At 51.1% G+C, this 25,519-nt stretch carries 25 protein-coding genes; 8 read left to right on the top strand and 17 right to left on the bottom strand.

Annotated features, from left to right (window positions below):
- Positions 1-40 precede the first annotated feature (40 nt).
- Positions 41-1,474, bottom strand: a complete 1,434-nt coding sequence (gene lpdA, locus NEA10_RS08055) for a dihydrolipoyl dehydrogenase (protein ID WP_252664805.1) — start codon at positions 1,472-1,474, stop codon at positions 41-43.
- Between the two features lie 218 nt (positions 1,475-1,692).
- Between lpdA and NEA10_RS08050 the strand changes: the two genes are divergently transcribed.
- A complete protein-coding gene (locus NEA10_RS08050) occupies positions 1,693-1,923 on the top strand; it encodes a hypothetical protein (RefSeq protein ID WP_252664804.1) in 231 nt (76 codons plus the stop codon).
- Positions 1,924-1,937: 14 nt separating this feature from the next.
- Here the strand turns inward: NEA10_RS08050 and NEA10_RS08045 are convergent, their stop codons facing one another.
- Positions 1,938-2,717 (bottom strand): TrmH family RNA methyltransferase, encoded by a 780-nt coding sequence (locus tag NEA10_RS08045; RefSeq protein WP_309494807.1) that lies wholly within the window; start codon positions 2,715-2,717, stop codon positions 1,938-1,940.
- A 28-nt stretch (positions 2,718-2,745) separates the two neighbouring features.
- Positions 2,746-4,122 carry a TIGR03279 family radical SAM protein gene (locus NEA10_RS08040; protein ID WP_252664803.1) on the bottom strand — a complete coding sequence of 459 codons (1,377 nt, stop codon included), beginning with the start codon at positions 4,120-4,122 and terminating at the stop codon, positions 2,746-2,748.
- Between the two features lie 326 nt (positions 4,123-4,448).
- Here NEA10_RS08040 and NEA10_RS08035 point away from each other — a divergent pair, with 326 nt between their 5' ends.
- The 3 genes from NEA10_RS08035 to NEA10_RS08025 all read left to right on the top strand — a co-directional run bounded on the left by NEA10_RS08035 (position 4,449) and on the right by NEA10_RS08025 (position 7,586).
- Positions 4,449-6,986, top strand: coding sequence for a UvrD-helicase domain-containing protein (locus tag NEA10_RS08035; protein WP_252664802.1), 2,538 nt, complete (start codon positions 4,449-4,451; stop codon positions 6,984-6,986).
- Between the two features lie 77 nt (positions 6,987-7,063).
- Positions 7,064-7,324, top strand: coding sequence for a hypothetical protein (locus NEA10_RS08030; RefSeq protein ID WP_252664801.1), 261 nt, complete (start codon positions 7,064-7,066; stop codon positions 7,322-7,324).
- Positions 7,296-7,586, top strand: a complete 291-nt coding sequence (locus NEA10_RS08025) for a type II toxin-antitoxin system VapC family toxin (protein WP_252664800.1) — start codon at positions 7,296-7,298, stop codon at positions 7,584-7,586. The genes NEA10_RS08030 and NEA10_RS08025 overlap by 29 nt, the downstream gene beginning before the upstream one ends.
- A 444-nt stretch (positions 7,587-8,030) precedes the next feature.
- On the opposite strand, the gene NEA10_RS08020 is transcribed toward NEA10_RS08025, so the two are convergent.
- Together NEA10_RS08020 and NEA10_RS08015 are read right to left on the bottom strand one after the other, a co-directional pair.
- A complete protein-coding gene (locus tag NEA10_RS08020) occupies positions 8,031-8,318 on the bottom strand; it encodes a PIN domain-containing protein (RefSeq protein ID WP_252665315.1) in 288 nt (95 codons plus the stop codon).
- A 519-nt stretch (positions 8,319-8,837) separates the two neighbouring features.
- Positions 8,838-8,933 carry a type II toxin-antitoxin system HicA family toxin gene (locus tag NEA10_RS08015; protein ID WP_374111901.1) on the bottom strand — a complete coding sequence of 32 codons (96 nt, stop codon included), beginning with the start codon at positions 8,931-8,933 and terminating at the stop codon, positions 8,838-8,840.
- 138 nt (positions 8,934-9,071) lie between these two features.
- Between NEA10_RS08015 and NEA10_RS08010 the strand changes: the two genes are divergently transcribed.
- Entirely contained in the window at positions 9,072-9,350 is a 279-nt protein-coding gene (locus NEA10_RS08010) for a hypothetical protein (RefSeq protein WP_252664799.1), read from the top strand.
- A gap of 59 nt (positions 9,351-9,409) precedes the next feature.
- Here NEA10_RS08010 and NEA10_RS08005 read toward each other — a convergent pair whose 3' ends face one another.
- The 11 genes from NEA10_RS08005 to NEA10_RS07955 form a co-directional block, all read right to left on the bottom strand.
- Complete coding sequence (locus tag NEA10_RS08005; protein WP_252664798.1) at positions 9,410-9,829, bottom strand: type II toxin-antitoxin system VapC family toxin; 420 nt, start codon at positions 9,827-9,829, stop codon at positions 9,410-9,412.
- The gene (locus tag NEA10_RS08000) at positions 9,817-10,098 is read right to left on the bottom strand and encodes a hypothetical protein (RefSeq protein WP_252664797.1); all 282 of its coding nucleotides are present in this window, start codon (positions 10,096-10,098) and stop codon (positions 9,817-9,819) included. Before NEA10_RS08000 ends, NEA10_RS08005 begins: the two co-directional genes overlap by 13 nt.
- Before the next feature lie 269 nt (positions 10,099-10,367).
- On the bottom strand, positions 10,368-10,643 hold the full coding sequence (locus NEA10_RS07995) for a type II toxin-antitoxin system ParD family antitoxin (RefSeq protein WP_252664796.1): 276 nt from the start codon (positions 10,641-10,643) through the stop codon (positions 10,368-10,370).
- 519 nt (positions 10,644-11,162) lie between these two features.
- Positions 11,163-11,432 carry a hypothetical protein gene (locus tag NEA10_RS07990; RefSeq protein WP_252664795.1) on the bottom strand — a complete coding sequence of 90 codons (270 nt, stop codon included), beginning with the start codon at positions 11,430-11,432 and terminating at the stop codon, positions 11,163-11,165.
- Between the two features lie 143 nt (positions 11,433-11,575).
- Positions 11,576-11,788 carry a hypothetical protein gene (locus tag NEA10_RS07985; RefSeq protein ID WP_006621148.1) on the bottom strand — a complete coding sequence of 71 codons (213 nt, stop codon included), beginning with the start codon at positions 11,786-11,788 and terminating at the stop codon, positions 11,576-11,578.
- Positions 11,789-11,932: 144 nt separating this feature from the next.
- Positions 11,933-12,409 (bottom strand): type II toxin-antitoxin system VapC family toxin, encoded by a 477-nt coding sequence (locus NEA10_RS07980; RefSeq protein WP_252664794.1) that lies wholly within the window; start codon positions 12,407-12,409, stop codon positions 11,933-11,935.
- Complete coding sequence (locus NEA10_RS07975) at positions 12,396-12,659, bottom strand: AbrB/MazE/SpoVT family DNA-binding domain-containing protein (protein WP_252664793.1); 264 nt, start codon at positions 12,657-12,659, stop codon at positions 12,396-12,398. The genes NEA10_RS07980 and NEA10_RS07975 overlap by 14 nt, the downstream gene beginning before the upstream one ends.
- Positions 12,660-12,718: 59 nt before the next feature.
- Complete coding sequence (locus NEA10_RS07970) at positions 12,719-16,900, bottom strand: NB-ARC domain-containing protein (RefSeq protein ID WP_252664792.1); 4,182 nt, start codon at positions 16,898-16,900, stop codon at positions 12,719-12,721.
- 159 nt (positions 16,901-17,059) lie between these two features.
- Entirely contained in the window at positions 17,060-17,440 is a 381-nt protein-coding gene (locus NEA10_RS07965; protein ID WP_252664791.1) for an RpnC/YadD family protein, read from the bottom strand.
- A 39-nt stretch (positions 17,441-17,479) separates the two neighbouring features.
- Positions 17,480-17,710 carry a hypothetical protein gene (locus NEA10_RS07960; protein WP_252664790.1) on the bottom strand — a complete coding sequence of 77 codons (231 nt, stop codon included), beginning with the start codon at positions 17,708-17,710 and terminating at the stop codon, positions 17,480-17,482.
- 231 nt (positions 17,711-17,941) lie between these two features.
- Positions 17,942-18,733, bottom strand: coding sequence for an Rpn family recombination-promoting nuclease/putative transposase (locus NEA10_RS07955; protein WP_252664789.1), 792 nt, complete (start codon positions 18,731-18,733; stop codon positions 17,942-17,944).
- 402 nt (positions 18,734-19,135) lie between these two features.
- On the opposite strand from NEA10_RS07955, the gene NEA10_RS07950 reads away from it, so the two are divergent.
- The 3 genes from NEA10_RS07950 to NEA10_RS07940 all read left to right on the top strand — a co-directional run bounded on the left by NEA10_RS07950 (position 19,136) and on the right by NEA10_RS07940 (position 22,618).
- The gene (locus tag NEA10_RS07950; protein ID WP_252664788.1) at positions 19,136-19,777 is read left to right on the top strand and encodes a DUF3386 domain-containing protein; all 642 of its coding nucleotides are present in this window, start codon (positions 19,136-19,138) and stop codon (positions 19,775-19,777) included.
- Positions 19,778-19,889: 112 nt separating this feature from the next.
- Complete coding sequence (locus NEA10_RS07945) at positions 19,890-21,836, top strand: CHAT domain-containing tetratricopeptide repeat protein (protein ID WP_252664787.1); 1,947 nt, start codon at positions 19,890-19,892, stop codon at positions 21,834-21,836.
- Positions 21,833-22,618: a fibronectin type III domain-containing protein gene (locus NEA10_RS07940; RefSeq protein WP_252664786.1), complete on the top strand. Its 786-nt coding sequence runs from the start codon at positions 21,833-21,835 to the stop codon at positions 22,616-22,618. The genes NEA10_RS07945 and NEA10_RS07940 overlap by 4 nt, the downstream gene beginning before the upstream one ends.
- 19 nt (positions 22,619-22,637) lie before the next feature.
- On the opposite strand, the gene NEA10_RS07935 is transcribed toward NEA10_RS07940, so the two are convergent.
- Entirely contained in the window at positions 22,638-25,478 is a 2,841-nt protein-coding gene (locus NEA10_RS07935) for a CHAT domain-containing tetratricopeptide repeat protein (protein ID WP_252664785.1), read from the bottom strand.
- Positions 25,479-25,519 lie beyond the last annotated feature (41 nt).

Here is a 25,519-nt window from a genome sequence, read left to right as displayed (position 1 = left end):
GGCCACAACGACAGGAAATAGAGCGTTAGACGTCTGGCAACTACGCCGCTTCTAAGGTGCGTTTATATGCCTCATCTAAAACTTCGCACAGGGTTGGGTGAGTATGCACATTAAAGGCTAACTCCCGCACCGATTGCCGATTGGCGATCGCATTGGCAGCCTCTTGAATCAAATCCGCCGCATGAATACCGATAATATGAACCCCCAACAATTCCCCCGTATCCTTACGGTAGATAATCTTGGCAATCCCGTCAGTTTCCGCTTCCGCCAAGGCTTTAGAATTGGCCTTGAAATAGGTGCGGGCGGTTCCTACCTCAAAACCTTCCGATTCCCCTAACTCCTTAGCTTGGGGTTCCGTTAAACCGACAAAACTGATTTCCGGATGCGTAAAAGCCGCCGCTGGGATACTGCGATAATCCACTTGGCGATCGCGCCCCTGAATCGTCTCAACCACCGCAACCCCTTGCGCCGAAGCGGCATGGGCTAACATCATCTTACCCGTCGCATCACCAATGGCCCAGAGATGAGGTACCGGTTCCCCATTGGCGGTAACTTGCAGATCGTCATTGACGGGAATAAAGCCTCGGCGATCGGTTTCCACCCCCACCGCGTCTAAATTCAGCTTATCGGTAACGGGAACTCGCCCCGTCGCCACCAAACAAGCATCCACTTCCAAGACTTCCACCACTTCCTTCGATTGGGCATCTGTCAATTCAATCATCACCGGAGTTCCTGGGGTGATTTTCGTGGCGAAGACACCAGCGTAGGTTTCCACATCGCGGGCATCTAACAATACCCGCTTGGCGATTTTAGCAATATCGGGATCGAAGGTGGGCATCAGTTTGTCGAGGGCTTCCACCATGGTAATCTCCGAACCCAGGGCAGAATAGACATCGGCAAACTCCAAACCAATGTAGCCACTGCCAATAATGGTAATCCAGGGGGGAACTGTCTCCAGTTTGAGGGCATCATCACTGGTAAAAACCGTTTTACCATCAATCTCAATCCCCGGAGGCACAAAGGGAACCGAACCGGGGGCGAGAATGATATTCTCAGCACAGTAGGTTTTTTCCCCCTCTGGAGTTTCCACGGTTACCTTTTGGGTGGCGGCGACTTTGCCCCAGCCTTGGATAATATCTACCCCCAGGCGTTTGAGGCTATTTGTCATATTGTCGCGAATGGTGTTTACCAGGTTATCCGCGTGATTGGCGATTCCCTGGCGATCAAATTGAACCTCCCCGACGTGAACTCCCATCGATCGCAGGTGTTGGGTTTGACGGAGTTCCCGTACACGCCCGGAGGCGGCTAGGAGGGCTTTAGAGGGAATACAGCCGCGATTGATGCAGGTTCCGCCCATTTCAGCGGCTTCGATGATGGCAGTGTTTAGCCCCTGGGCGACAGCATGAAGGGCTGCACCATGGCCCCCCACACCAGCACCGATAATAATGAGATCGTAATCAAACCCTTGACTCATGAGTAGTTTCTCTGTGCGTTTAGCTTCCCCATTTTCGACTGTACGGGGGCAATCAGACAACTCCTCGCGGCCGGGGGGGGGAATTAGGAGGGGAGAAAAAAGTTTGTTAGGATCGGCGAGACATGACGCGATCGCCTGCTTTATTGCCTAAATTGGGTAGCCTAGTCTTGGTTGGGTAACGCCGAGACAGCGTTTTCCCCTTGCTTCTTTCTCGACTTATGGAACCTAACACGCCCGATCTCCCGGATGCCGAATCAACGTTTGAGGAAACTCTGGAACAGTTACGTCAAGCTATGAACAGCAAACCCAGGGAATCTCAGCCATCCAAGGCTAAACCCGTGGAACCGCCCAGTGATATGCCCACGGATTTGGCAATTTGGGAGGATGCGATCGCCGATATTGAAAAATTCCTGGAATCGAAAAACCTCAATCCCCCAGATGAGGATTAGCCTAGCCAGGAAACTCAACCCTGTCGTTGTCGCTTGACTTCAAAGGCGAGCAGGGCGGCGGCGATGGCCACATTCAGAGATTCGGCGTTGGGGCTGATGGGAATGGTGACCTGCACATCGGCTAATTCTAGCAGTTGGGGAGATAATCCTGCCCCTTCATTTCCTAGAAGAATCAAGGACGGCTGCTTCCAGTTGACATTCCAATAGGGAAGGGGGCTATCTAAACAGGTAGCCACCACTTGCACCCCCTGGGTTTGATAGGTTTGTACGGTGGTGATGAGGTTCTCACAGGGAAGCATGGGCATCTGAAACCAGGTTCCCGCTGAGGCCCGTAAAACTTTGGGGGACGTGCGATCGACGCTATCGTGACTTAACCAGATTCCCTGAATTTCGGCGGCGACAGCGGTACGGATGAGAGTTCCCAAATTTCCGGGATCTTGCAGACGTTCCAGGGCAAACCCCACCCCCGAGGGCAATAATTGGGGGGAAGATGAGGGGGGTTGGGGGGCGGTGGCGAGGACACCATCGGGATTGACGGTGGTGGCGAGGGCGTTTAAGACATCTTCACTGACAACTTCGGTGCGTTGGGCCTGGAGTTGCCTCAGCAGTTGGGGATGGCGATCGCCCCAGGCGGGAGTATGACAGAGAACATGGAGAGGATACTGGTGGCGGCTGGCTTCTTCGATGAGGTGGGTTCCTTCGAGGAGAAACTGCTGCTGGAGGCGGCGGTGTTTGGCTTGCTGGAGTTTGCGCAGTTGTTTGATGAGGGGGTTTTGTAGGCTGGTTAGCATCATTGAGGGGGAGGAGGGGGGAACCACGGAGTTACGGAGAACACAGAGGAAGAGGGAGGGGGTGGAGACAGGCTTGGATGAGGCCTGGGGTTCCGTTGGCGAGGAGGATGGGATGACCAAATTCTTGTTCTAAGTCTTCGACGGTGACGTCATCGAGGAAGCGGGTTTCTCCATGTTTAAGCATCACGGTGGGGAGAATGATGCCATCGCCGAGATGATCTCGTTGGTGTTGCAAGCCTCGTCTAACATCGGAACCAGTGAGAACCCCAGTAACGCTAATGTCTTGTCCCCAAAACTCACTATTGAGGCTTAACATCTCGACGGTTAACCCCTCAACAGCGTTGAGTTGTTGCAGAATCTCTCCAAAGGCGGTTCTGACAGCATTCCCTACTACCCAGGTGAGGTGACGGGGAGGATGAACCTTCGAGGGAAGTTTTTTAGAGGCGATGTCGCGAAATTCATCCAGGAAGAGGCGAATCGAACCGACGCCGTTATCGATTTGGGGATAGCCTTCGTAATCAATCCGTTCCGGCATTTCTCGGCCGGCGAGGAGAAACCATTCATCAGCTAACCAAGCAAAGTTGGAGCCTAACTGTTCTCGGAATTGGGGTTGTAGGGCCTGAACCTGCTGGATGACGTCCTCGGCGTTGCTGGGGGAGACGGGAGTTAGTTCGTCTTCGGGGGGGCGGAATCGGGTTAAGCCGACGGGAACAACGGCGACGGAAGCGACGGCGGGGATGTCGTCATCGTCGAGGTTTTTACCAAATTTTGCTAAATCTTGTAGCGTGCGTTCGAGATGAACCCCATCGTTAATTCCAGGGCAGACGACGACTTGGGCGTGGATTTGTAAGCGTCGGTCTTGAAACCATTGTAACTGTTCTAGGATTTGTCCGGCGCGGGGGTTTTTTAGAAGGCGCGATCGCACCTCCGGTTCGGTGGCATGTACGGAAACATACAAGGGAGAGAGTCGCAGTTGTTCGATGCGTTCCCATTCTGAGGCAGGAAGGTTGGTTAAGGTAAGATAAGACCCATAGAGAAAGCTGAGACGATAATCGTCGTCTTTAAGGTAGAGAGTATCCCGCATCCCTGAGGGCTTTTGGTCAATAAAGCAAAAGGGACAACGATTATTGCATTGAATCAGGGTATCAAATAAGGCTGAAGAAAACTCTAAGCCTAAATCTGAGTCATAGTCTTTCTCAATTTCCACTTCATGGAGTTGATTGTCGCTGTCGAGAACTTTCAGGCTAAGAAATTCATCGGCACAAAGAAATTGATAATCAATTAAGTCTCGGGGAGGAATATCGTTAATAGAGACGAGGCGATCGCCCGCCTGAAAGCCAATTTCTTGCGCAATGGAACCTGGCAAAACGTGAGTGATGAGGGCAGGTTGAATGGTGGAACGACTCATAAAAGAATCTATAGGAAGGTCTTAATACAGAAAAAGCCCAGCCAACGGGAATAACCCAGATTTCGTAGCGAAACTGGGCAATTCCCTATTATCATGTCAGCCTATTATAGGAAGAGTGGCTAACGGTATTGAACAGATGTGAGGGCAGATGGGCGATCTGCTCCTGCTTATTTTAGCGACAAAGGAATCGACAAAGCAAGGGGTTTCAGGAAAAATTTCAACGGTACACCACTTGCCGATTGCCCGAACATCTTTCCCTCGGTTCTTGCCCTGTTCTTCCTCTGTGCCCTCTGTGACTCCGTGGTTCCCCTATTATCTCTTCTCCTATGCCCTTAACCCCCGCACAACACCAAGCCGTTTACGCCAAAGGCAGTGTCGCCGTCACCGCTGGGGCAGGAACTGGGAAAACCTATATGTTGGCCCAACGGTATCTCCATCATCTGCGGGATGATGGCTATTCTCCCCTAGAAGTGGTTGCGGTCACCTTTACCGAGAAGGCTGCCTTGGAACTGCGATCGCGCATTCGGGAGATGATTATGCAAGAGATGCCCGATTACCCAGAGATTCTTGCCGAACTTGACGCCGCGCCCATTTGCACCTTTCACAGTCTCGCTGCCCAAATTTGTCGCGATCACGCCCTCGACTTAGGGTTACCCCCAGATTTCCGAGTTTTGGATGAGGTAGAGAGTCAACTCTGGTTTGAGGAAGCCAGTCTCAAGGTTCTCAATCGTCTCCCGGAACCTCTTTACGAACAGGTTCCCTATCATCTTCTCCAGGCCAGTCTACCCCGACTCCTCGACGATCCGCTCTCAGTTCAAGGGGCCTTGAAGCATTCCCCAGAATCTTGGCCCGCCCTAGCCCAACAGCTTCAAGAGGAGATCTTGGCTGAAATTGTCAACCATCCCCTGATTCAAGAAAGTTTGCAGATTCTGCCCCAGTATAGTGGCCGGGGGAAAGATAGCCTGGAACCCGCTCGGCAACAGGTCTATACCGCCCTCTGTCGCCTCCAGGGAGGGGAGCGATCGCCCCAACTCCTCAAAATTCTCATTGAACGCAATTTCAGCCGGGAACGGGGCAGTAAGAAAAATTGGACGGCGGGGGGATTAGAGGTAATCCGTAAACAGTTAAAAGCCCTGCGAGATTTAGTTAAACCCTATGAGGCGGAACTCAATGTGTTGCAATTGGGGGAGTTGGATGAAGATTTAGCCCAATTGTTGCCCCCTCTCCAGGAGGCCTTTAATTGGATTTGGCGAGAACTCCAGGCCCGCAAACGGGGCGATCGCGTCTTATGTTTTGCCGATTTAGAAGTCTATGCCTTAGAAGCCTTACAGGATGAGAGGATTCGTCGCGAGTATGGCGATCGCTTCCAAGCCATTTTAGTCGATGAATTTCAAGACACGAACCCCACCCAGGGGAAGTTTCTGCGGGCCTTAAGCCAACAAGCCACCCTCACCGTGGTTGGCGATGAGAAACAATCCATCTATAGTTTTCGCCGGGCCGATATCCAAGTCTTTCAGCAGATGCGACGACAGATTCAAGAGGAGGGAGGGGAGGAAGTCGCCCTAAGTCTTTGTTTCCGCACCCATCCCCGGCTGATTGAACAGATTAATACCATTTTTCGCCCCCTGCTGAAGCAATTACACCAATCCCTAACCTCGGCGCGGGATGAGATTCCCGAGACGGAACCGGATGTGCAGGTGTTTTGTCTCCCGGAGGCCCCAACCTGGCCCAAAGCCCAGAAACGGGCAGCGGAAGCCTATCGCATCGCCGATTTAGTGCAAGGTTGGCTGAACAGCGGCGAGGTAGCGGCGGGGGAGATTGCCATTTTAGCCCGGGCCAATGCCCCCCTGGGCGTTTATGCTGAAGCGTTGGAAGCCCGAGGAATCCCCATTGCTTTGGCGGGGGGCGGTTCCTTGTTGGAGACACGGGAAGCGAAGGATGCCATGGTTTTGTTGGAGGCCGTGTGTCATCCTGAAGATGATCGGGCGTTGGTGGCGGTGTTGCGAAGTCCCTTTTTTGCCTTGAGCGATCGCGCTCTCCTTTTAATTAAACAACAGACGGATGGCAATTCTGCCTTAACCTGGTGGCAACGGTTGCAACAGGTTGATTGGGCCGCCCTTGACTGCGAGGCGGAGGAGATTCCCGGGATTTCTCCCGTGACGGTGTTAGGGGAGTTACGACAGTTGGCCCGGGAGGAGTCGCCGTCGAGACTGTTGCAGCAGGGCGATCGGTTAACGGGATATACTGCCGTGTTAGCCAATTTACCAAGTTGCCGTCGTCGTTTGGCCGATTGGCGGGGATTTCGCGAGTTTGTGCGGGAGTTAGAGAGGGGGGATGGGAGTTTATACTCCGTTGTGCGGCGGTTACAGCGGTTGCGGGCCATGGAGGCGGCCATCCCCCGACTTCCCCTCGATGCCAGTAACGCTGTTTCTTTGATGACGATTCATGGCTCTAAGGGATTAGAGTGGAAACGAGTGATTTTAGGGGATTTGTCAGCGAAACCCTCGGCCCGCAGTGAGGGGGTGTTATTCGATCCGGAGATTGGCTTGGCGGTGCGGTTTAGTGATGACTTTGAACGGGAAGGAAAGCCGTTTCTCTATGTTTATTTGGAGCGACTTCAGCGACAACGGGAAGCTCAGGAATCGCTACGGTTATTATATGTGGCCTTGACGCGATCGCGGGATAAACTGGTTTTAACGGCCTGCGAACCGGAGGGAGGGTTTTTAGAGCAATTACAGCCCGGATTGGAGGCAGCGGCAATTGCCCGCAGCCCCTGGGAACTCCCCCCAGAAGAGGAACTCAGCTTCAGCAGCGCCCCCCCTCCCGAACCGCCGCCCTTGGGAGAGATATTGCTCAGGGATTAAGGGTTATCATCCCGCCGTTATCTAAGTTTATCACAAGTGTTTGATATCTTCAGTCTTCATTATTGCTAAAACCAACCATGAATACAACTGAATTACGACAAAAAGTCGCCAACCAACTGAACAACCTCTCACCGGAAAGACTTGCCCTTGTGAGTGAGTTTATCGACTCCCTAGAAGCGTCCGAACCCACTCAAGCATCGTCCTTGAGAAAATTGCCTCCCCTAGAAAGAGGGAAAACCGCTAAGGATTTACTCGAAGTTGCCGGGACTTGGCAGGGAGATGACCTAGAAGAATGCCTTAATTCCGTTTATGAAACTCGCTCAGAAACCCAGTTTTGATGGCATGAAATACTTGCTAGATACGAACCATTGTAGCTCTATTATTAATGGCAATGTTCAAGTCATTAATAGTTTACAGAATAAGCGTAATAACGTGATTGGAATTAGCATTATCACTTACGCAGAATTGCTATATATGGCTGAGAAGTCGGCGAGAAAATCTGAAAATATCACAGGAGTAAAAGAGTTTTTAGATATTGTTTTAGACATGGCTCTATTGCTAATAACACAGCGTTGCTGCTCTATTCTAGCATCTGAGTAAGTAAACGAGCAGCGATCGCGTTCTGCTTACTTTCAGGTAAGGCTGGTAACAAAGGCGATCGCACCCTCAAGCAACTCAGTCATTGCCAATTCACCCAGAACTTTGTACTCATTCTATCCATTATCGCAGCTCTCAGGCAGATTGAGCATAGTGCGATCGCGCTCTTGGAAAGCGGGTAAACCTCCCTGAGCCTGCTAATGTTGTCTTCCCATGGCTTCCCGTAGTGCGATCGCCATTTCACCCGGTGCGATCGCCCTGAAGTGTCGATCAAAGACCGCAACCAGCCAATAGCCCTCGTTGGGAAAGTTAGCGGGTTGGAGTTCTCATCAGGTTAAGGCTTTGAGCAAATCATCCCAGCCACTTAGACCACAGAAACTCGGTTTCTATGACAATCTTTGCCTCCTCACCGAAATTCGATTAATAAACCCGGTTTCTAACCCCCATCTAGGTCTGTCGCCAATTCTCAGTTTTAAGACCCACAACGCGATTAAATTCTCGTGGGTTGGCGGTAATCATTATCAGTTGATGTTGCAGTGCAGTGGCGGCTATCAAGACATCATAAGCCCCAATTGGCTGTCCTTGAGATTTGAGTATGGCACGAATTTCAGCCGCTTTTTCAGCTTCAGCGGTTGTGAAAGGGAGAATTGTCACAGAAGACAGAAAACTGAGAATAATCGGTTTGATTTTTTCTGCCCGCTGTGGATTGAGGATTAAACCATAGTTGAGTTCCATCACTGTAATTTAGGAAACAGCAATGTTAACTGGGGCGGTTTGCTGGATTCTGCCTTGAGTACCCGGTTCGCCTTTGATGAAGTCACTGATGACACAGGTATCGAGGAGGTATTGCATCAAAATAGTTTCTCTTCGCGAGGGGGAAGAATTCATCCCGATAGGACTCGAAAGCGGGGAAATCAGGGACTCCTTGATAAGACAAAATCGCCTCTGACCATTGAGAATTTGAAATCGGTGGCGCTTGCATTTGATGGCGTAAAACTTGCAGGATTAAAGTAGGCAGGGGAATATTAGATTGTGTGGCTTTACGAATGAGGTCTTGTTCAAGGTCAGGCGGTAGGTCTATGGTAATTTGCATCGGTGATTTTCCTCAATTTATCCCTCGAATATAGTTTATCACACTCCCACACCCACCGACAACCCACCGACTATTGCAGAAAGAAATCGAGTTTCTCGGACAATCTTTGCATCCTCACCAAAATCTGATTAAGCAACCCGGTTTCTCAACCCCACCGAGGTTTATTGCAGGTCGTCCTCTGTCATCCCAGCATCTTTAAGAATGCTTCTTAAGGTTCCAGTCGGTAAATCTCGATCGCTATCAACTGGAATCGACAGAATAACTCTTCTGTGCTACAAATTCCCCTGGCTAGGATACGATCGCCATTTCACCCGGTGCGATCGCCCTTGATGCAGAGTTGCTAGAATTGAGGAGATACCATCAACCCTCAAATCTCTCAATTATCCCTAACCCTAATGACCTTCCAACAATTGCAAAAACAAGTCTTAGACTTACCTCCAGGCGATCGCTGGGTATTGCTCAAACTCTTGGTGGAATCTTTACAGCCAACTCCCCCGCCTTTTCCACAAGCAACACCCACCGTAGAAAGCACCTCTGGAAACGAGGATAATTCCCTGGCGCAATACTATGGCTGTATTGACGATGAAACCTTTTTTCCAGAGGTTTGTTCTTGCCATCATAGCCGTCGGGTTGGTGATTCGGATGCAGGGAAAGAAACTCAGTTTCTGCCCTAACCTTAGCCGCCTCACCCCAATCGGGTTAAGCAACCCCCTTTCTCATCTTCCCCCACAGGTTAGGGCAGCAGGTTAAAGGCTGAACAATGCTGAGGGCGAAAAATACTAAAATCTCGACGATCTAAGGTGAGGACAGTTTGCAAGTTCAACCGTTCGGCGATCGCCATGACGCAAGCATCAACAAAATCAATCTGACTATCTTGATAGGTTTCTATAATCTGAGCAACTCGTTGAGTGTCGGGTAAAGTTAGGGAAATGACTTGAAATCGGCTGTTGTCGAGGGAACGCAAAAATTGAACTACGGTAGGAATTCCCGCATCTCGTCCTAACAAATAGGCAATTTCCGTCAAGGCGGGTTGGGGTAGGGCAATGGTTGGGTGCTGTTGATAAATTGTGGCAACAGCAACGTGCTGGCGATCTTTGCGATTGAGCAAGGCAACTACAAATCCAGTATCAGCGATCGCCCCTATTTTTTCCATGATAAACCCGAAGAGGATTTCACTTCTGCGGTGAGGATGGCTTCAGCTTCCGTGCCTAGTTCCGGGCTACCATCATATAGACCATCCAGGAACGGGTCAGGGGGAGTGGGAGAGTCAGAAAGGGGTTTAGGGGTTAAATTGGCTTGTAAATATTGGCTAATTGCCTCATCCAACAGAGTCTCTAAACTTTTCTGTTCGAGTATGGCTACCTGCACCAGTTGGGTCAAAGTTTGGGGGTCAGGTTTCCAATTTAGGGTGATTTCTAGCATAGTTTCATCCTTGGATTTATCAATCTCTAAACAATTCTTCTAGGTCTTGTCTGCCATGGACAACCCGCAAAATTTCCACCATTTACCCTCTGACCTGATAAAAAATAATGTAGCCATCTAAAGGTAAACCGCGCCAATCCGCCCATAAATAATCGTAACTTTTCCCTAGATAAGAGAACTGGGTTAAGTATTTGCATTTCTGGTTAAATTATGCAAAGAACGCTCCACGGCTGTCAGATTTGGGGTTAAAAAATACTCGCAAATCTGGTTCAAATCTTGACTGGCGGATAGGGAGATCCGGTGTGAAAACGATCCAGAATGTCTAAAACAAAGGTTTCCCCATCCAAGCCTTCGCCATGATCCAATTCTAAGGCGGCAGATTGTACTTTAGCACGGGTTTCGGTGAGCCAGTCTTGGTATTCAGTTTGCAGTTTTTCTAGCAATTTAAACGCGGCATTGACCCCTTCATCAAGATGGTTAAAATTGCCCTGGGCTAACTGGGCAGCGATCAACTCCTCTTGTTGCTTGTTTAAGGTAATTTGCATCACTTTCTCCAGAAATCTGCTTTCTCCCCATTATAGCTAAGGATGCCGAGACCGCTGGTTTCCCGTCGGGGTCGGTCAGCGAAGCTATGCCCAACCGGCTGATCGCAACGGCTTCTACCCCGTTCCTCTGTCCTCCCATGGCTTCCCGTGGTGCGATCGCCATTTGACCCGGTGCGATCGCCCTTGATGCAGAGTTGCTAGAATTGAGGAGATACCATCAACCCTCAAATCTCTCAATTATCCCTAACCCTAATGGACTTCATAAAGACAATTCAATCAGTTGTTTTTCTGGAGTGGTTTCTGGTTCTTCGCTGGCAACTTCGAGCCAACCCTGAACAGCATCTGCGAGCATAACTAACAAGTCTTACTCACTGGATGCCCAGGTGTGGCAACCGGGAAGGGCGGGGACTGAACCGCACCAAACATCTTTTTCTTGCCAAATGATTGCTTTAATTTTAATGGTTTGTCTCTAATAGTTTACCTTCCAGTTTCAGACATGAATTAGGCACGCCCTACCGTTTATAGAGACTTAGGTTTAACCTCAAATTCCATCCGGGAACGGTAAAAACACACATCAAATTCCATAAAAAAGTTTGTTTGTCCTAAAATCAGAGATGTATCGAGGTTTTTTGTCCAAGCAAACACCAACTGAATCGGTGGAATATCGCCAATTTGAACCATTGCCAACAAAGGTATCGCGGGTTGCTTTCCTAAGTTACCAGTCAGTTGAATGATTGACTTTTTGTCTTCCCAGACAGCCCCTAATTGTTGTCCCATATCTAATGGCATAACGTTTACCGTTGCACCACTATCAACTAATCCAATGGCTTCAACCGTCTGACCTTATCGCCGAATAATCATGGGGATTCGCGGCAGGCTATCAAATTCATTTTGAGATGAATCAGTGGTAGAGTAAAAAAATCGCATTGTTACTAAGCCTCATCACTGGACTCTATGACCTGCATCAGAATCGCCCCCGCACCAAAACTATTGTAAGGAGTTGGTAAATTATAGGCTTTACCGGGTTCTAAAGGGGCAATTTTTTCTCGTGATTCCATTTCTTCAGCCAACAAACGAATCAGTTTAATTTTGTCAAGGGGTGAAAGTTGCTTAATAGCTGGGAGTAGTTCTGTAAGTGTCATCATAAATTTAAAAAAGAGCGATTTGGACAGTGGGTTAAGTGGGACAGTTTTCATTTTATCGCAAGCTTCCGCCAGAACCAACCCGTCCCACCCACATCCCAGCAATCCGGTTGCTGCCCTAACCTTTGCCGCCTCACTCCCATCGGGTTAAGCAACCCCCTTTCTCAACCCCTCAACCCCTCCAGCCGCAGAAAATACACCTGTCCCACCATTTTTATTATCTTTTCTTAATCGCCTGGTTTTTTTGACTTCACAATTGGTTAGCTTTCTGGTATTTTTAATGAATTTTTCATCGAAGGTGTAGAATTGCTCGCAATCTTGACTTTGAGCTAGATGCAAAGCATCGGCAAAATCCAAACCATTTTCATGCCACAGTAGGGCTTGATGAACTAACATCGGGTTAGTTAAGTAAACATTTGGTAATCCCAAAAGTTTCCGTAAAGCCGAACAAACTTGATTTACTTTAAACTTATAGGCAAATCTCAGCACCCATTCGGTTTCTAGAATAACGGTGTTGTAAATGAAGATTTCCGGGTTTTGAAAAAGTTCTAGACTTTTTTGATATTGGACTGGATCATCTTGAGTCAGAAGCCGAACTACAATATTGGTATCAACTGCAATCATGCCATTGCTCCTGAATGCCTTGGCTAATAGCAGATTCCATATCCTCTAAGGTTTTGGGTGAACCGTTATACTTCAAACACCCGGCTACTTCATTTAAAGTAGTAGGAGGAAAAGGCGGTTTGGGCTGAATTAAAATCCCTTTGCCTGTATCAGTCAAGATAATTTCTGTCCCCACCTCCAAGCTATAGAGTTTCCGCATTTCTGGTGGAATGATAATCTGTCCTGTTTCGGAGACTTTGGCAATTTCCATGAGTGAATCAGTTGATATATTTCGGTAATTTTCACAAAATTAGAGAGTCCACAGTGATCTTAACCCCTCAACCCCTCCAACCGCAGAAAATACACCCGACCCCCTTCATCCCCCGCCACCACCGTCACCCCATCCGGTGTAATGGCACAGGACTTCATCGCAGCTTCCCCGGTAAAGGTGGCTAACTCTTTCCCGGTCTCCAAATCCCACAGTTTCAGGGTGTCATCCCTGGATGCCGAGACGGCTCGTTTCCCGTCGGGGGCGATCGCTACTGCTAGTACCCAGTTACTATGCCCTCTGAGGGTGGCCAGTTCCGTTCCCCTCTCCAAATCCCACAGTTTCAGGGTGTTATCATCGGATGCCGAGACGGCCCGGAACCCGTCGGGGGCGGTAAGCGAAGCTATGCCCAACGGGCTTATCGCTACTGCATTTACCACGCCACTATGCCCGGTGAGGGTGGCCAGTTCCCTCCCGGTCTCCAAATCCCAAAGTTTCAGGGTTTTATCATTAGATGCGGAAACGGCTCGTTTCCCGTCCGGGGCGATCACTACTGCATTTACCACGCCACTATGCCCGGTGAGGGTGGCCAGTTCCCTCCCGGTCTCCAAATTCCACAGTTTCAGGGTTTTATCTTCTGAACCAAACAACGAGCCGGATGCCGAGACGGCTCGGAACCCGTTGGGGGCAATCGCTACTGCATTTATCGCACTACTATGCCCGGTGAGGGTGGCCAGTTCCCTCCCGGTCTCCAAATTCCAGAGTTTCAGGGTTTTATCCGACGATGTCGAGACGGCTTGTTTCCCGTCGGGGGTGATCGCTACTGCATTTACCGCACTACTATGCCCGGTGAGGGTAGCCAGTTCCGTTCCCCTCTCCAAATCCCACAGTTTCAGGGTGTTATCATCGGATGCCGAGACGGCTTGTTTCCCGTCGGGGGTGATCGCTACTGCATTTACCGCACTACTATGCACTCTGAGAGTGGCGAGTGGTTGGTGAGGGGAGTCGAACCATTTCGTCCCGGTATCCAAATCCCACAGTTTCAGGGTTTTATCCGACGATGCCGAGACCGCTCGTTTTCCGTCCGGGGCGATCGCTACTGCTAGTACCAGTTCACTATGCCCGCTGAGGGTGGCCAGTTCCGTTCTCCTCTCCAAATCCCACAGTTTCAGGGTGTTATCATCGGATGCCGAGACAGCTTGTTTCCCGTCGGGGGTGATCGCTACTGCATTTACCGCACTACTATGCCCGCTGAAGGTAGCCAGTTCCGTCCTCGTCTCCAAATCCCACAGTTTCAGAGTTTTATCCGACGATGCCGAGACGGCTCGGAACCCGTCGGGGGTGATCGCTACTGCATTTACATCGTCACTATGCCCGCTGAGGGTGGCCAGTTCCGTCCCGGTCTCCAAATCCCACAGTTTCAGGGTTCCATTAAACGATGATGCCGAGACCGCTTGTTTCCCATCTGGGGTGATGACTGCTGTTACAAAGCCACTATGCCCTCTGAGGGTGGCTAGTTCCGTCCTCGTCTCCAAATCCCACAGTTTCAGGGTTTCATCCCTGGATGCCGAGACGGCTCGTTTCCCGTCGGGGGCGATCTCTACTGCTCTTACCCAGTTACTATGCCCGCTGAGGGTGGCCAGTTCAGTCCCCCCCTCCAAATCCCAAAGTTTCAGGGTGTTATCCCACGATGCCGAGACGGCTCGGAACCCGTCGGAGGCGATCGCTACTGCTTCTACCGACCAACTATGGCCTCTGAGGGTAGCCAGTTCCCTCCCCGTTTGCAAATCCCAAAGTTTCAGGGTGTTATCCCACGATGCCGAGACGGCTCGGAACCCGTCGGGGGTAATGGCTACTGCTGTTACCCCATCACTATGCCCGCTGAGGGTGCGAATCAGTGGCCCCCCTGGAGGGGTAAGATTAGCGGTAAGGGGACGAAACCAGGGCTTTTCTTGCCGTTGTTTCGCCCGGTGCAATAGCTGCTCAAGTTCAGGAGAAGACTTCCCTCGACGCTGCTGATATTTCGGCAAGTATTGCCCAACGACGGGGATTTTTTCCCAAAAATAGCGATAGGGTGGGGAAGTATCAATAAAGGACAACAACCGCCCCCATAACTGGCTAACCAACTGACTGCTATCCTGCTCCAACACATGAGCCGATAACCGCAACGCCCCTTCCAGCCGCTTCAGCCCACTGTTCCGACTTTCCCCAACCGTCACCGCCTCAAAATCTGCCAACAGCGCCCGAATATCCGTCGCCGCTAACTTCCCTTGCAACCAATCAAAATCCCATAACAACCGCCGAAACGCCTCCATTTCCCCCGCTGCTCGGAAATGATAAAGCGCCTGCTGATACAGATAAACCTCTGCCGCCACCTCCGCCCCCGTCCAGGGAAACCTGCCACCGCCATAACTCTGCAACCAGTCCCGATGCAACTTCGCCGGATTCTGCACCTGTTCCCGTAAATACTTCTGCGGCACGTCATGCAACGACATCCACCGCGAGGGCGACTCCCCCGACACAAACACTAACGCCCGTTGCGCCAACTCCGTCAACCACTGCCGCAACCGATAGTCCGGCATATCCCCCCGCCGTCCCCACAACTTGACTAACGCCGCCTCGGACACTTGCACATCCGCTGCCACAATCCCTAACTCTAAATAAGCCTGTTGCAAGGGTGCGGCTAACTGATCCACACTGGTTTTGATGACTTTATAAATACTGCCATAGGGATGGTCGAGAAAGTGTAAATCCGCCGCATCCAAGGCCGTCAGCAAATCCGCCCAACTGTTGCCCATGCCAATTTGCGCCCCAGCCAAAGCCAAGGCTAAGGGCAAATTTCCGCAATGTTTCCGCACCGCCTCGGCTTCTGGGGGTAACATTTCGACAGGGACTCTCGCCCAATTGGCTAATAATTGTCGCGCTTGGGTCTCATCCAGCATCCCCAACTCATAGCCATTGGCCCCCAACCCGGCAATTAACCGGGCATCCCGCGTCGTCAGCAACAGGCGACAGTCCGGCCCCAACACCGCCACAAATCGCTCGGCTTCCCGTTGTGACCAGACATCATCGAGAACCAATAAACAGCGTTTCTCCCGCAACAGATTGGAGAGATAGGCATTCCACTGGGGTTCTCCTTCCAGATAGGCGTTGGTTTCCCCCAAGGTGTTGGCAAGGCGTTGATACAGGGCGAGACAGTCCGGGTTAGTCCCCACCGTCAGCCAGATAATCCCATCGGGAAACTGTCGCCGCACCTCGTTATCCCGGGCTAAGGCTGCCGCTAACACGGTTTTCCCGAGTCCTCCCATCCCCTGCACCCCCACTTTCTGCCCCTGTCCCGTCATTACTAGGGTTTGATGGTTGGGGGTCAACAGTCGTTGTTTTAAAGCCGCCATATCTTCAGGACGGGGGAGAAAATGAGGGGGAGGTTGGGGAACCGTATCCACAGCCCCTAAACCGTGCCAAGGGGTGGGGGGTGCGGGGGGGTTCGGGTGTTGTAATTGGGAAATGGCCGCCAATACCCGGCGTATATCCTGACGAGTGGCGAGTTGGGGTAAAACCTCCCGAATTTCGGCAATTTGTGCCAAGGTCGCCCCATGCAGGTCAAACAACATCCCCACAAACGCTTTCCCGCCGTTGTTGGCATCGTCTTTCAGGACTTGGCGCAGGTGTTTATTGAAGTTGGTGGCTAATTCCGCTGCCAAATTAGCGATGACATCTTGATAACTCTCCACATCATCCAGCAACACCCGGTTCTCGCATCCCTGTTGAAATAACCAGGTGACCACTTCCCGCCATTCCGCTTCCGGCAGGACCTGATACTGGCTAAACTGCTCCGGTTGTTGGCTGAAAATCTGATAGAGTTGGTCTTCCTGGAGGGTTTCAAACAGGTTGAGGCTTGTCGTTTCTTCGGCCCATTGCAGCCAATAGTCCTCGATTTTAGCGGCGAAATCGTCTAACCGAGTTTGAATCTCGGGGTAGTGGGGGCTAACTTGCTCCTCCAAGGTCTTGGCCACGGTGCGGCCAGCGGCTTTGGCGATATCTTGGTTGCGTAAGATACTGCCACTGTTGCGGAATTTATCCAGTAACGTCCCCAGATTATTGGTAGTCAGGCCATAGCTGACATTCTCCCCAATTGCGGCGACGGGGCTGCTTAACCCCCCAGTGACAATGGCTCCCAAGCCTAAGAGAGCCGTTCGAGCCAGGAGTCCTTGATTGAGTTTGAGCAGGTGAGAGGGGTTCATCAGGGTTAACCGTCTCGGGTAAAGGAGAGACCACTCTCCCAAGATACCAATAAGAGTTGCTATTGGCTGAGGGGGAACCCAGAAGGCTGACCGGATTTCCCCTTAGTCTCGACTCCGAGCCTCCCCAGGAACAGGCGTTAGCGACTTAGCCCGGACAATCTAACCGTTATCATCCCGCAGTTTCTCCACCACATCCCGAGGTAACTCCGTCACAGTTACAACCTGTTCGACTGTCATTCCTTGGCGCAGAAGATTGATAGCCACTTGCTGTTTCCCCGCGAGGATTCCCCGTTGTTCACCCCGTTGTTCACCCCGTTGTTCACCAATTAACTCTCCTTCCCGGAGAATTTCTTGATAGACCACTGATTCTCTCATGACATCTCTCCTAATAATTTGACGAATCAGACCGTCATCCAGGACTAACCCAGCTAAAACTCCCGTGGCGGCGGCCAGGTTGCTGCGGGTTCGTCTGTCTTCTATTTTATCAAGTTCTTCGGCGACTTGGTTCAAAACTTGGGAACGGTTGTCTGTACGACTCAACACTGTTTCATCCTAGTAGATTCAGTGTAAGGTGTAGTATCAAATGGGTTCCCGTGGTGCGATCGCCATTTCGCCCGGTGCGATCGCCCTGAAGTGTCGATCAAAGACAGCAACCAGCCACTGGCCCTCGTTGGGAAAGTTAGCGGGTTGGAGTTCTGGAGCGGGTGGTGGGGGGGTTGGGTGCAGTTCGCGATCGAGAAGCTCGAACAGTTTTTGCTTATCGGTCGGGTTGAGTTGATGAATGGCTGGTAAGAGTTCGTTAAGTGTCATGTCTAGCTCCTATCTACTATTGTGCCTTCTCGAAACGCCAGGGGGTGCCGGTGAGGAGGGTTTGCCCGTTCAACGGTGGTGCGATCGCCCTGACATAACCATCATCTCTCCCAAGATACCAATAAGAGTTGCTGTTGGCTGAGGGGGAACCCAGAAGGCTGACCGGATTTCCCCTTAGTCTTGACTCCGAGCGTCACCAGGAACAGGCGTTAGCGACTTACCCAGAACTATTTAACCATTGTCATCCCGAAGTTTCTGGACCACATCCCGAGGTAACTCCGTCACAGTTACAACCTGTTCGACTGTCATTCCTTGACGGAGAAGATTGATAGCCACTTGCTGTTTCCCCGCGAGGATTCCCCGTTGTTCACCCCGTTGTTCACCAATTAACTCTCCTTCCCGGAGAATTTCTTGATAGACCACTGATTCTCTCATGACATCTCTCCTAATAATTTGACGAATCAGACCGTCATCCAGGACTAACCCAGCTAAAACTCCCGTGGCGGCGGCCAGGTTGCTGCGGGTTCGTCTGTCTTCTATTTTATCAAGTTCTTCGGCGACTTGGTTCAAAACTTGGGAGCGGTTGTCTGTATCACTCAAAACCGCAAAAGGCAACAAGCCAGGAGATTGGAGAAAAAGGTCTTTCGGTTGTTCCCAAAGGCGAATGACCCGAAATTGACATTGCAATCCCTCTATGTGAAAATAATTTTGGTAAACCAAAGGAGAATTACTAGGTTTCAGGTATACTACCACTTGAATCATGCGCTTGTGGGGAAAACGTCGATATCCCCGCAAGCGATAGTCTGCCATCCGAAAGGGAACTTCTTCGGATGGCTGGGTTTGAAACTCGCTATGAAGTACTAAGTCTTCGGACTGTTGGAGAATTAGGGCATCCGCTCGAATTGGCTCATTGGAGAGTTCTTTGGGACTTAATTGACTCAGTTGAACGGAACGCCCTAACAACCAAGTTGCAACATCATCGGGAAAGGTCTCTGCCAAAAACTTACAAATATTGTCGTACATTTAATTTGTTTTTGTGGTTATATTTATTATAGTTTGAATTCGGTAATTAGAATCTATAAATGTCTATTTCATGGTATCAAAACCTGTTCGACTTGGGTCAAGGTCTGGTGGACTCATTGACAAATTAGGGGGTTGGGTGCAGTTTGCGATCGAGAGGCGGGTTTGCCCGTTCAACGGTGGTGCGATCGCCCTGACATCACTATCATTACCCCTATTTTGTCCCGCTCAACCCGAAGTGGATTCCATAGTCACTCAGTCAGGTTGACGACCGGTTCTACCGTCATTCCTTCCCGCCAACGCCGAACAACCGAACCCCCCAGTCTCGGGAAACCCTCCCTTGGGGTCAAACGCCGAAACCGCCTATCCTGGAAAGAAGACAATTCACCATTAAGGCAATCAACTATGACAGCTACCCAAGTCTCTGCTCGGGAACTCTTCCGCAGCGCCTACGAAAATCGCTATACCTGGGATGCAAACTTCCCCGGCTACACGGCGGATGTCACCTATGAGAACGGCGATACCGTCGTCACCGGGAAAGCCAAAGTCGGCGCCGACATGAAAGCCGAGGTTCACGATGTCGAGGATGACACGGTTCAGAAAGCCATTCATGGCCAACTCTGGGAAACCGCCATCCACCGCGTGCGTCGTGAGTTTGAGTCGGTTCATGGCGAGAATACCTTTAGCTATGGCGATCGCGACGACAGCGGCGCGGTGGGGATTAACATCGGAGGAAAAGGCGAGGGCGATCGCTACCAACTGCGGGACAATGAAGTCTGCATGGTTCACCGCCATATTCACGGCGTTGTTGTCACCATCCATACCCAAAGCAGCCACAAAACCGGCGAAGGCTATCTCTCCCATCGCTATGATTCCGTCTATCACGATCCCAAAACCGGGGAACAGAAAGGGGCGAAAAGTGACTTTGAGGATGAATACACCCAAGTCGGCGATTACTGGATTCTCAGCAAACGCACCATCCATAGTGCCGATCGTGACACCCCAGAAGTCTTTACATTCAGCAATATCCAATTGTTGAACGCCTAATCTGGCCCCATAGCGCCCAGGGGCGATCGCCCCTGGGGACAACTAAAGCCACTTCCCCTCGCAAACCCCGTCATTGGTCTAAAATGAAGGGGTTTGTGCCTTGGTGATTGCCATGACAACTCCCAACAATCGTGTTGTCCTCAAACTAGATGGAGACTTGGCGCATCATGGGTTTAAGGTCTTCCTAGAAATTGGAGTCAACGACCAATTACCTCGGGTAGAAAAGATGGGCTATCTCCCCGCCAATCCTACCCTAGCCCAGCAACTACAGCAGCATTGGCAACATCAGTATCGCTCCATTGGCGCACCCTATATCCGTAGCCTCCCCTCCCCAGAACCCCTCCCTACCCCGGAGTTGGGTCCCCTTGGCAGCTATCGCATCAAGCCCAAAAACTGTTTTGCCAGCCATCATGAAGGACGTTTCGTTGCCTGTCAGCAATCCGCTCGACAGGTGGCTCATCTCTTTCGTCGCTGGCTTCAGTCTCCCGAATTTTATAGCCTCGATTTGTGTTTACGAGAAGAACTCAGCAAAACTGAATCCATTGAACTACTGATTCGTTGCGATCGCCCCGAAATCAAAAAACTCCCCTGGCACTTATGGAGTTTTTCTCAAAATTATCAAAAAACCGAAGTCTCCTTTGGCTCATTAGTTGCCTCCCCTCCCTATTTTCCCCAACCCTCCCCCGACGCAATCGTCAAAATTTTGGCCATTCTGGGTCACGCTCAGGGAATTAACACCCAGTGCGATCGCCAATTTTTAGAAAGCCTTCCCCAGACACAAATAGAATTTCTCGTTGAACCCTCCCGTCACGAGATTAACCATAAACTCTGGCAAGACTCATGGCATATTATTTTTTTCGCCGGTCATAGTGAAACCCAAGATGACACCGGCAAAATTTATATCAATCCCCAAGAAGCACTAGAAATTTCCGACCTCAGCTATGGCTTTCAAGAAGCCGTTAAACGGGGCTTAACGTTAGCAATTTTCAACTCCTGCGATGGGTTAGGATTAGTCCAAAAAATCGAAGATTGGCAAATCCCTATCGCGATTATTATGCGGGAATTAGTCCCCGATCAGGTAGCTCAAACCTTTCTAAAATCCTTTCTCGCGCAATTTTCCCTAGGAAACTCATTTCGGGAATCTGTGCGGCGAGCTAGGGAGCAGTTGCAGGGGTTAGAAGGGCAGTTCCCTTGCGCCAGTTGGTTACCCATGATTTACCAAAACTGTCCCAACCTATCCCTAACTTGGCAGACCTTTACTCAAACTCAACCAGACTTACCCCCCCCACAAACAAGTAGCCCTAAATCCCTAACAACAAATCGTTTATTGCCCTCCCTTAACTCTCTTACCCGTTGGACAAAGACCGGTTTTAGTCAATATCGTGTTCGCCTTTCCTTAATCCTCTTTAGTCTTATTGTTGGACAAATTTGGCTACGACCGAGTTTAGCTAACTATTTTCATCAAAAAGGGCAAGCGGAAATCGAGACCCCCTCAGATGTGGAGCGTCCCTGGGTCGAAGCGAAACGCTGGTTTAGTTTGGCGTTGCGTGTCTCTCCAAATCATAGCGGCGCTCATGTAGATTTAGGGAACTTATATCAAGACCTGGGCGAAACTCAACAAGCAGAATACCACTATCGCCGCTCCCTTTTATTATACAATGCTGTTGGCTGTAATAACTTAAGCCGCTTATATATTGTACAAGGGAAGTTTGAAGATGCCAGCCAACTTTTGCTGCAATGCCAACGGCTGCTTGAAGAGGATCACCCTTGGACAGAATATGCAATCCTTAAAAATCGAGGCTGGGCGGCTTTAGAACAAGAATCCTTCTCATTATCCTGGAGCTATTTACAAGGAGCCATTGCCTTAAAACCCGAGGAAGGAGCCGCTCATTGCTTGATGGCAAAACTTATGATACAGTCACCTGATTTAGAAACATCAGAGCTTGCCCATCATGGCTGGACTTGCGTCAATAACATTCGCTATAACTTACCAGAAGAAATCCGCTGGAAAACGAGGGTTCACCAGCAATTACGTGAGCGAGGATTAGAGGGGGAATGAGTCAGACGTATCAAGGGTTAACCCAGGGTTGTATCTCGTTAGCCGTGACGTTGCTTCTCGGGGGGGGGACGCTGCTGGTTCGTCATCCTGGCCCCAGTCATGGGGGAGTCGTCCCACAAGAGATGTCCCCGTTATCAGCTGCGGAACCGGTGGATGAGGTGGAGGATGAACCGCGACGACGGACTCCCCCCTGTGATCCCGGTGGCTGTCCTCGGCCCCTCGTCAACCGCAACATTCCCCATCTCATTACCCCTCGACAAACCCAAGTTGTGGGCGATCGCCTGGAGTTGCGCTGGTATGAACCGGAGGATATTGAGCGGTATACGGTCACCCTACGCCGCCGTCACGATGGAGATGCTTGGCGAACTCAGGTGTCGGGAAACCACCTGACGTATCGGGGGGAGTTTTTGCAGCCGGGAACGCGAGTGGTGGTGACGGTGGACGCTCATAATGGGGAAGCGGTGGGGGAATCTCAGTTTGTGGTTATGAGTTCGGCCCAACAAGAGGCCTTACAGGACCGTCTCTCGGAAGTTGAGGCGGCGAACTTGGGCTGGCTGGAGACGGTTTTGGCAAAGGTGGAGCTGTATAATCAGGAGCAAGCCTTTGCTAATAGTATTGCTCTTCTCTCGGAGGCGATCGCCGAGTCTCCCGATGAACCACAACTCTATTGTCGTCTGGCGGCTCTCTATGAACATCACTACCCGGAATTAACCCATCTGAATGTCCAGCAACCCTTGCAGGAACAGGCGCAAGAGTTGGGAGTCTCCTGTGAGTCAAGGTAAAACGGCTCAGAACGTCCCTTTAATTCCAATGGCCAATTAAGACAAAGGGGGCCCAGAAATAGGGATCGCGGTAAACCTCGCCAAACTCACCCTGAATCATGGCGATTTGAGCCTGACGGAGGGCCTCAGCTTTATTGATGGTCTCATGGTCATTTTGCGCCTCGTTTAAGCCTTGATAGAAGCGTTGCATCAGGAAAGCGGTGGACTGGTCATCGACGGCCCAAAAACTGCCGATAATGGTGCGAACCCCGGCCCGCGCGGCAATTCCCGCCATCCCCAAGGTCGCGCGATCGCTCTCCCGGGCCGTCTCGCAGGCACTCAGAACCAATAGCTCAATATCATTGCGTCGGGTGGGATCTTGGATATTGAGGATATCCGCCAGTTCACGAATCACCAAGGGGCGATCGGCTAAAATAAAGGTATCTTCCGCAAAGTTACTAAACTGTCCATGACTGGCAATATGGACAATGGGATAGTTCAACGAGTGAATCTCTTGGCTGAGCGCTTTAATGGTAAAGTCTTCTTCCAACAAGAGTTTACTCCTGATAAAATTGCTAATTCCCCGTAGTTCCTCCTCCACAAAATAGAGATTGAGATGACGTAAATCCTGCAAGGGGAGCCAGGGAAATGCGGAGGCGTTCTCGTCGATAGCCTCCAGGAGCGTCTCAAAGTTTTCCCGGCCGGCGGCCAAGAGTCGCAGTTGAGGAGTCGCCAAGCCACGGGGTTCGAGGAGTTCTAAACTGGGGGCGATCGCAATGGGATAGGCTTCAATGAGATAATGCTGGCCATCATAAAGCGCCGCCATCGGAATCTGGCGAATTTGACCATACAAGACAAACACCAGTTGCTGGGGATGGAGAATCTCTAAATCCGCCTCCAGCGGTGCAATCAAGGCATCATAGAGGCGAGTTAAGGACGCCTGATCCTCAAAATTCGCCCGCAGACTCAGTTGCAGGGAATCTAAAAACGTAGCAATATCCTCCGGGAACTCCACCCGCTGATGTTTGAGAGTTCCATCGCTTTCTTCCAAAATCACCTCAAAGCGTTCAGGAAAGGTAAAAATATGGATGACAGCCGTATTGGGGTACTCCCGTAAATCCCGCGATCGCACCTCCAAACAAGCCAAGCCAAAAAAGTCATTGATTTCCGCCACCTGCAACGCATCCATCACCTCAATGGCTTTCCTTAACTCCCCTTGACTCATCCCCTCAATGGCAAACAGCCGTTGTGCATATTCTTGGTAGAGTGGAGCCACCTGCTCTCCCAGGGAAAACCGTACAGTCGCGTATTCGCTCATGACCTTGGCCCGTAACCGCTTCAAACTCTGAAACGCTTGCTCATAGGCGGCCAGAGGCGACACCCCCTGAGCCGTTTGTAGCCGAGCCAGTTGCCAATACCAGTGATACAGTAATTCATCAGCTCCCAACGCCTCCCCTCGGGAAATCGCCTTCTGAGTATAGTCTTCAGCCTCAGAAAGGTTCCCCTGCACCTGAGCCAAACGACCCCAAGCACCCCAGACATAGGAGATGGCCCGGTCATCGGCGAGCTGTTCCGCCTCCTGCTGGGCCTGCTGTAAGAGTTGTTCCACCATTTGAGGAGAACTCCCCCAATCGGGAAGATGCGGTGGTTCTGGGGGCTGTTCGCGAAGCCTGCGGGAACCAGAATCGCACTTCAATAGGACACAGGCGACACTCACACGGTCATACACCCGTTGGCGACTGAGGGGAAGCTGATCCAGTTGTCGAGGAATTTCGCTTAGAAGGGTTTGTACCGTCTCTCGGGCCTGAGGATCAGGGTTGGGATTGTCGCCACTGAGGTCCAACGCCGTCAAGAGGAGTAGTGTATTGAGTTGCGATCGCAGACGTTGTTGTGGGGTTTGTCCCGTCCTGGGAGCATAATAGGCTAAACTTCGGGCCCGAGCCTCTCGGAAGGGGGTTTGAAACATCCCCAATCGCTGATAGCGTCTCGCTTTAGCACCATAGAGATTCCCTAAATCCAGGGCCAAGCTGGGGTAAATTTCCTGAGAATCCGCTCCCACCCGGGCCGCGGCTTCCTGTAAAACTCCCTCAGCCGCCTCTAAATCTCCCAAGGCCTGTAACAGAGTCCCCAAACTTTGCAAAATGCGAATTTGGAGTTGAGGCGGCGTCTCCAGGGTTATCTGAGCCAGCCAGTCCCGGATTTGTTGCGGGGATTGACCCTGCAACTGCTGACAGCGGAGATTCTGGGGGATTGCGGTTCCCCCCTTGGCGAACGACAGAGCCAGGAGTGTATCACAGGCGCGAACGGTAAACCCCAACTCTTGCAACGCCTGGGCCTGATTTAATATCCCCCCAGTGACCCCTTCGGCGTAGCCTAAGTCACGATAATAGTCCGTCGCCTGTCGCCAACGTTCATAGGCGGCGTCTGGCTGGCCCAGGGCCAACTCAATCTGACCTCGGGTGGTGAGAATCGCCGCCAGGATGCGTTGGGTTTCTGGATTCGGGGGAGTGCTGGGTTCTGAGGGGTCCAGCAATTGCCAAGCGCGCTCAATGGCTCTTTGGGCCTGCTGCCAATCCCCCTGTTTTTGTTGCGTGAGAGCGCGATAATTGTACGCCAGAGCGCGGTTGGCCCCAGAAATGTTTTCCGAGTCCAAAAGGGGGGTTAGGGTCTCTAAGGCAGCGTCATAGGCTTGATTTTGATAGTGCGATCGCCATTGCTCAAAGACTAGCTGGGGGGATTGAGGTTCGGGAGTTCCCCATCCCAGCTTTCCCAGAAGCAGCACCAGCAATAGAGTTAGTCCCAGCGATCGCCAGTAGCGAAGACATCCCCCACGCCGCCTTTTCAGGCGAAGGCGGCTCAAAATCCAAGAGGCGATGACCATAAAGTAGATGTTGTCCCGACAAAACCATGAGTGCAAATCAA

Source organism: Phormidium yuhuli AB48 (assembly GCF_023983615.1).
GTDB lineage: Bacteria > Cyanobacteriota > Cyanobacteriia > Cyanobacteriales > Geitlerinemataceae > Sodalinema > Sodalinema yuhuli.
The sequence above is the reverse complement of the archived record's forward strand: the minus strand, read 5'-3'. Positions and strand labels throughout refer to the sequence as shown.

What these genes read in the sequence shown, in the direction of transcription:
- lpdA (WP_252664805.1), bottom strand. Translation starts at nt 1,474, where the DNA reads ATGAGTCAAGGGTTTGATTACGATCTCATTATTATCGGTGCTGGTGTG.
- NEA10_RS08050 (WP_252664804.1), top strand. Translation starts at nt 1,693, where the DNA reads ATGGAACCTAACACGCCCGATCTCCCGGATGCCGAATCAACGTTTGAG.
- NEA10_RS08045 (WP_309494807.1), bottom strand. Translation starts at nt 2,717, where the DNA reads ATGATGCTAACCAGCCTACAAAACCCCCTCATCAAACAACTGCGCAAA.
- NEA10_RS08040 (WP_252664803.1), bottom strand. Translation starts at nt 4,122, where the DNA reads ATGAGTCGTTCCACCATTCAACCTGCCCTCATCACTCACGTTTTGCCA.
- NEA10_RS08035 (WP_252664802.1), top strand. Translation starts at nt 4,449, where the DNA reads ATGCCCTTAACCCCCGCACAACACCAAGCCGTTTACGCCAAAGGCAGT.
- NEA10_RS08030 (WP_252664801.1), top strand. Translation starts at nt 7,064, where the DNA reads ATGAATACAACTGAATTACGACAAAAAGTCGCCAACCAACTGAACAAC.
- NEA10_RS08025 (WP_252664800.1), top strand. Translation starts at nt 7,296, where the DNA reads ATGAAACTCGCTCAGAAACCCAGTTTTGATGGCATGAAATACTTGCTA.
- NEA10_RS08020 (WP_252665315.1), bottom strand. Translation starts at nt 8,318, where the DNA reads ATGGAACTCAACTATGGTTTAATCCTCAATCCACAGCGGGCAGAAAAA.
- NEA10_RS08010 (WP_252664799.1), top strand. Translation starts at nt 9,072, where the DNA reads ATGACCTTCCAACAATTGCAAAAACAAGTCTTAGACTTACCTCCAGGC.
- NEA10_RS08005 (WP_252664798.1), bottom strand. Translation starts at nt 9,829, where the DNA reads ATGGAAAAAATAGGGGCGATCGCTGATACTGGATTTGTAGTTGCCTTG.
- NEA10_RS08000 (WP_252664797.1), bottom strand. Translation starts at nt 10,098, where the DNA reads ATGCTAGAAATCACCCTAAATTGGAAACCTGACCCCCAAACTTTGACC.
- NEA10_RS07995 (WP_252664796.1), bottom strand. Translation starts at nt 10,643, where the DNA reads ATGCAAATTACCTTAAACAAGCAACAAGAGGAGTTGATCGCTGCCCAG.
- NEA10_RS07990 (WP_252664795.1), bottom strand. Translation starts at nt 11,432, where the DNA reads ATGCCATTAGATATGGGACAACAATTAGGGGCTGTCTGGGAAGACAAA.
- NEA10_RS07985 (WP_006621148.1), bottom strand. Translation starts at nt 11,788, where the DNA reads ATGATGACACTTACAGAACTACTCCCAGCTATTAAGCAACTTTCACCC.
- NEA10_RS07980 (WP_252664794.1), bottom strand. Translation starts at nt 12,409, where the DNA reads ATGATTGCAGTTGATACCAATATTGTAGTTCGGCTTCTGACTCAAGAT.
- NEA10_RS07975 (WP_252664793.1), bottom strand. Translation starts at nt 12,659, where the DNA reads ATGGAAATTGCCAAAGTCTCCGAAACAGGACAGATTATCATTCCACCA.
- NEA10_RS07970 (WP_252664792.1), bottom strand. Translation starts at nt 16,900, where the DNA reads ATGAACCCCTCTCACCTGCTCAAACTCAATCAAGGACTCCTGGCTCGA.
- NEA10_RS07960 (WP_252664790.1), bottom strand. Translation starts at nt 17,710, where the DNA reads ATGACACTTAACGAACTCTTACCAGCCATTCATCAACTCAACCCGACC.
- NEA10_RS07955 (WP_252664789.1), bottom strand. Translation starts at nt 18,733, where the DNA reads ATGTACGACAATATTTGTAAGTTTTTGGCAGAGACCTTTCCCGATGAT.
- NEA10_RS07950 (WP_252664788.1), top strand. Translation starts at nt 19,136, where the DNA reads ATGACAGCTACCCAAGTCTCTGCTCGGGAACTCTTCCGCAGCGCCTAC.
- NEA10_RS07945 (WP_252664787.1), top strand. Translation starts at nt 19,890, where the DNA reads ATGACAACTCCCAACAATCGTGTTGTCCTCAAACTAGATGGAGACTTG.
- NEA10_RS07940 (WP_252664786.1), top strand. Translation starts at nt 21,833, where the DNA reads ATGAGTCAGACGTATCAAGGGTTAACCCAGGGTTGTATCTCGTTAGCC.
- NEA10_RS07935 (WP_252664785.1), bottom strand. Translation starts at nt 25,478, where the DNA reads ATGGTCATCGCCTCTTGGATTTTGAGCCGCCTTCGCCTGAAAAGGCGG.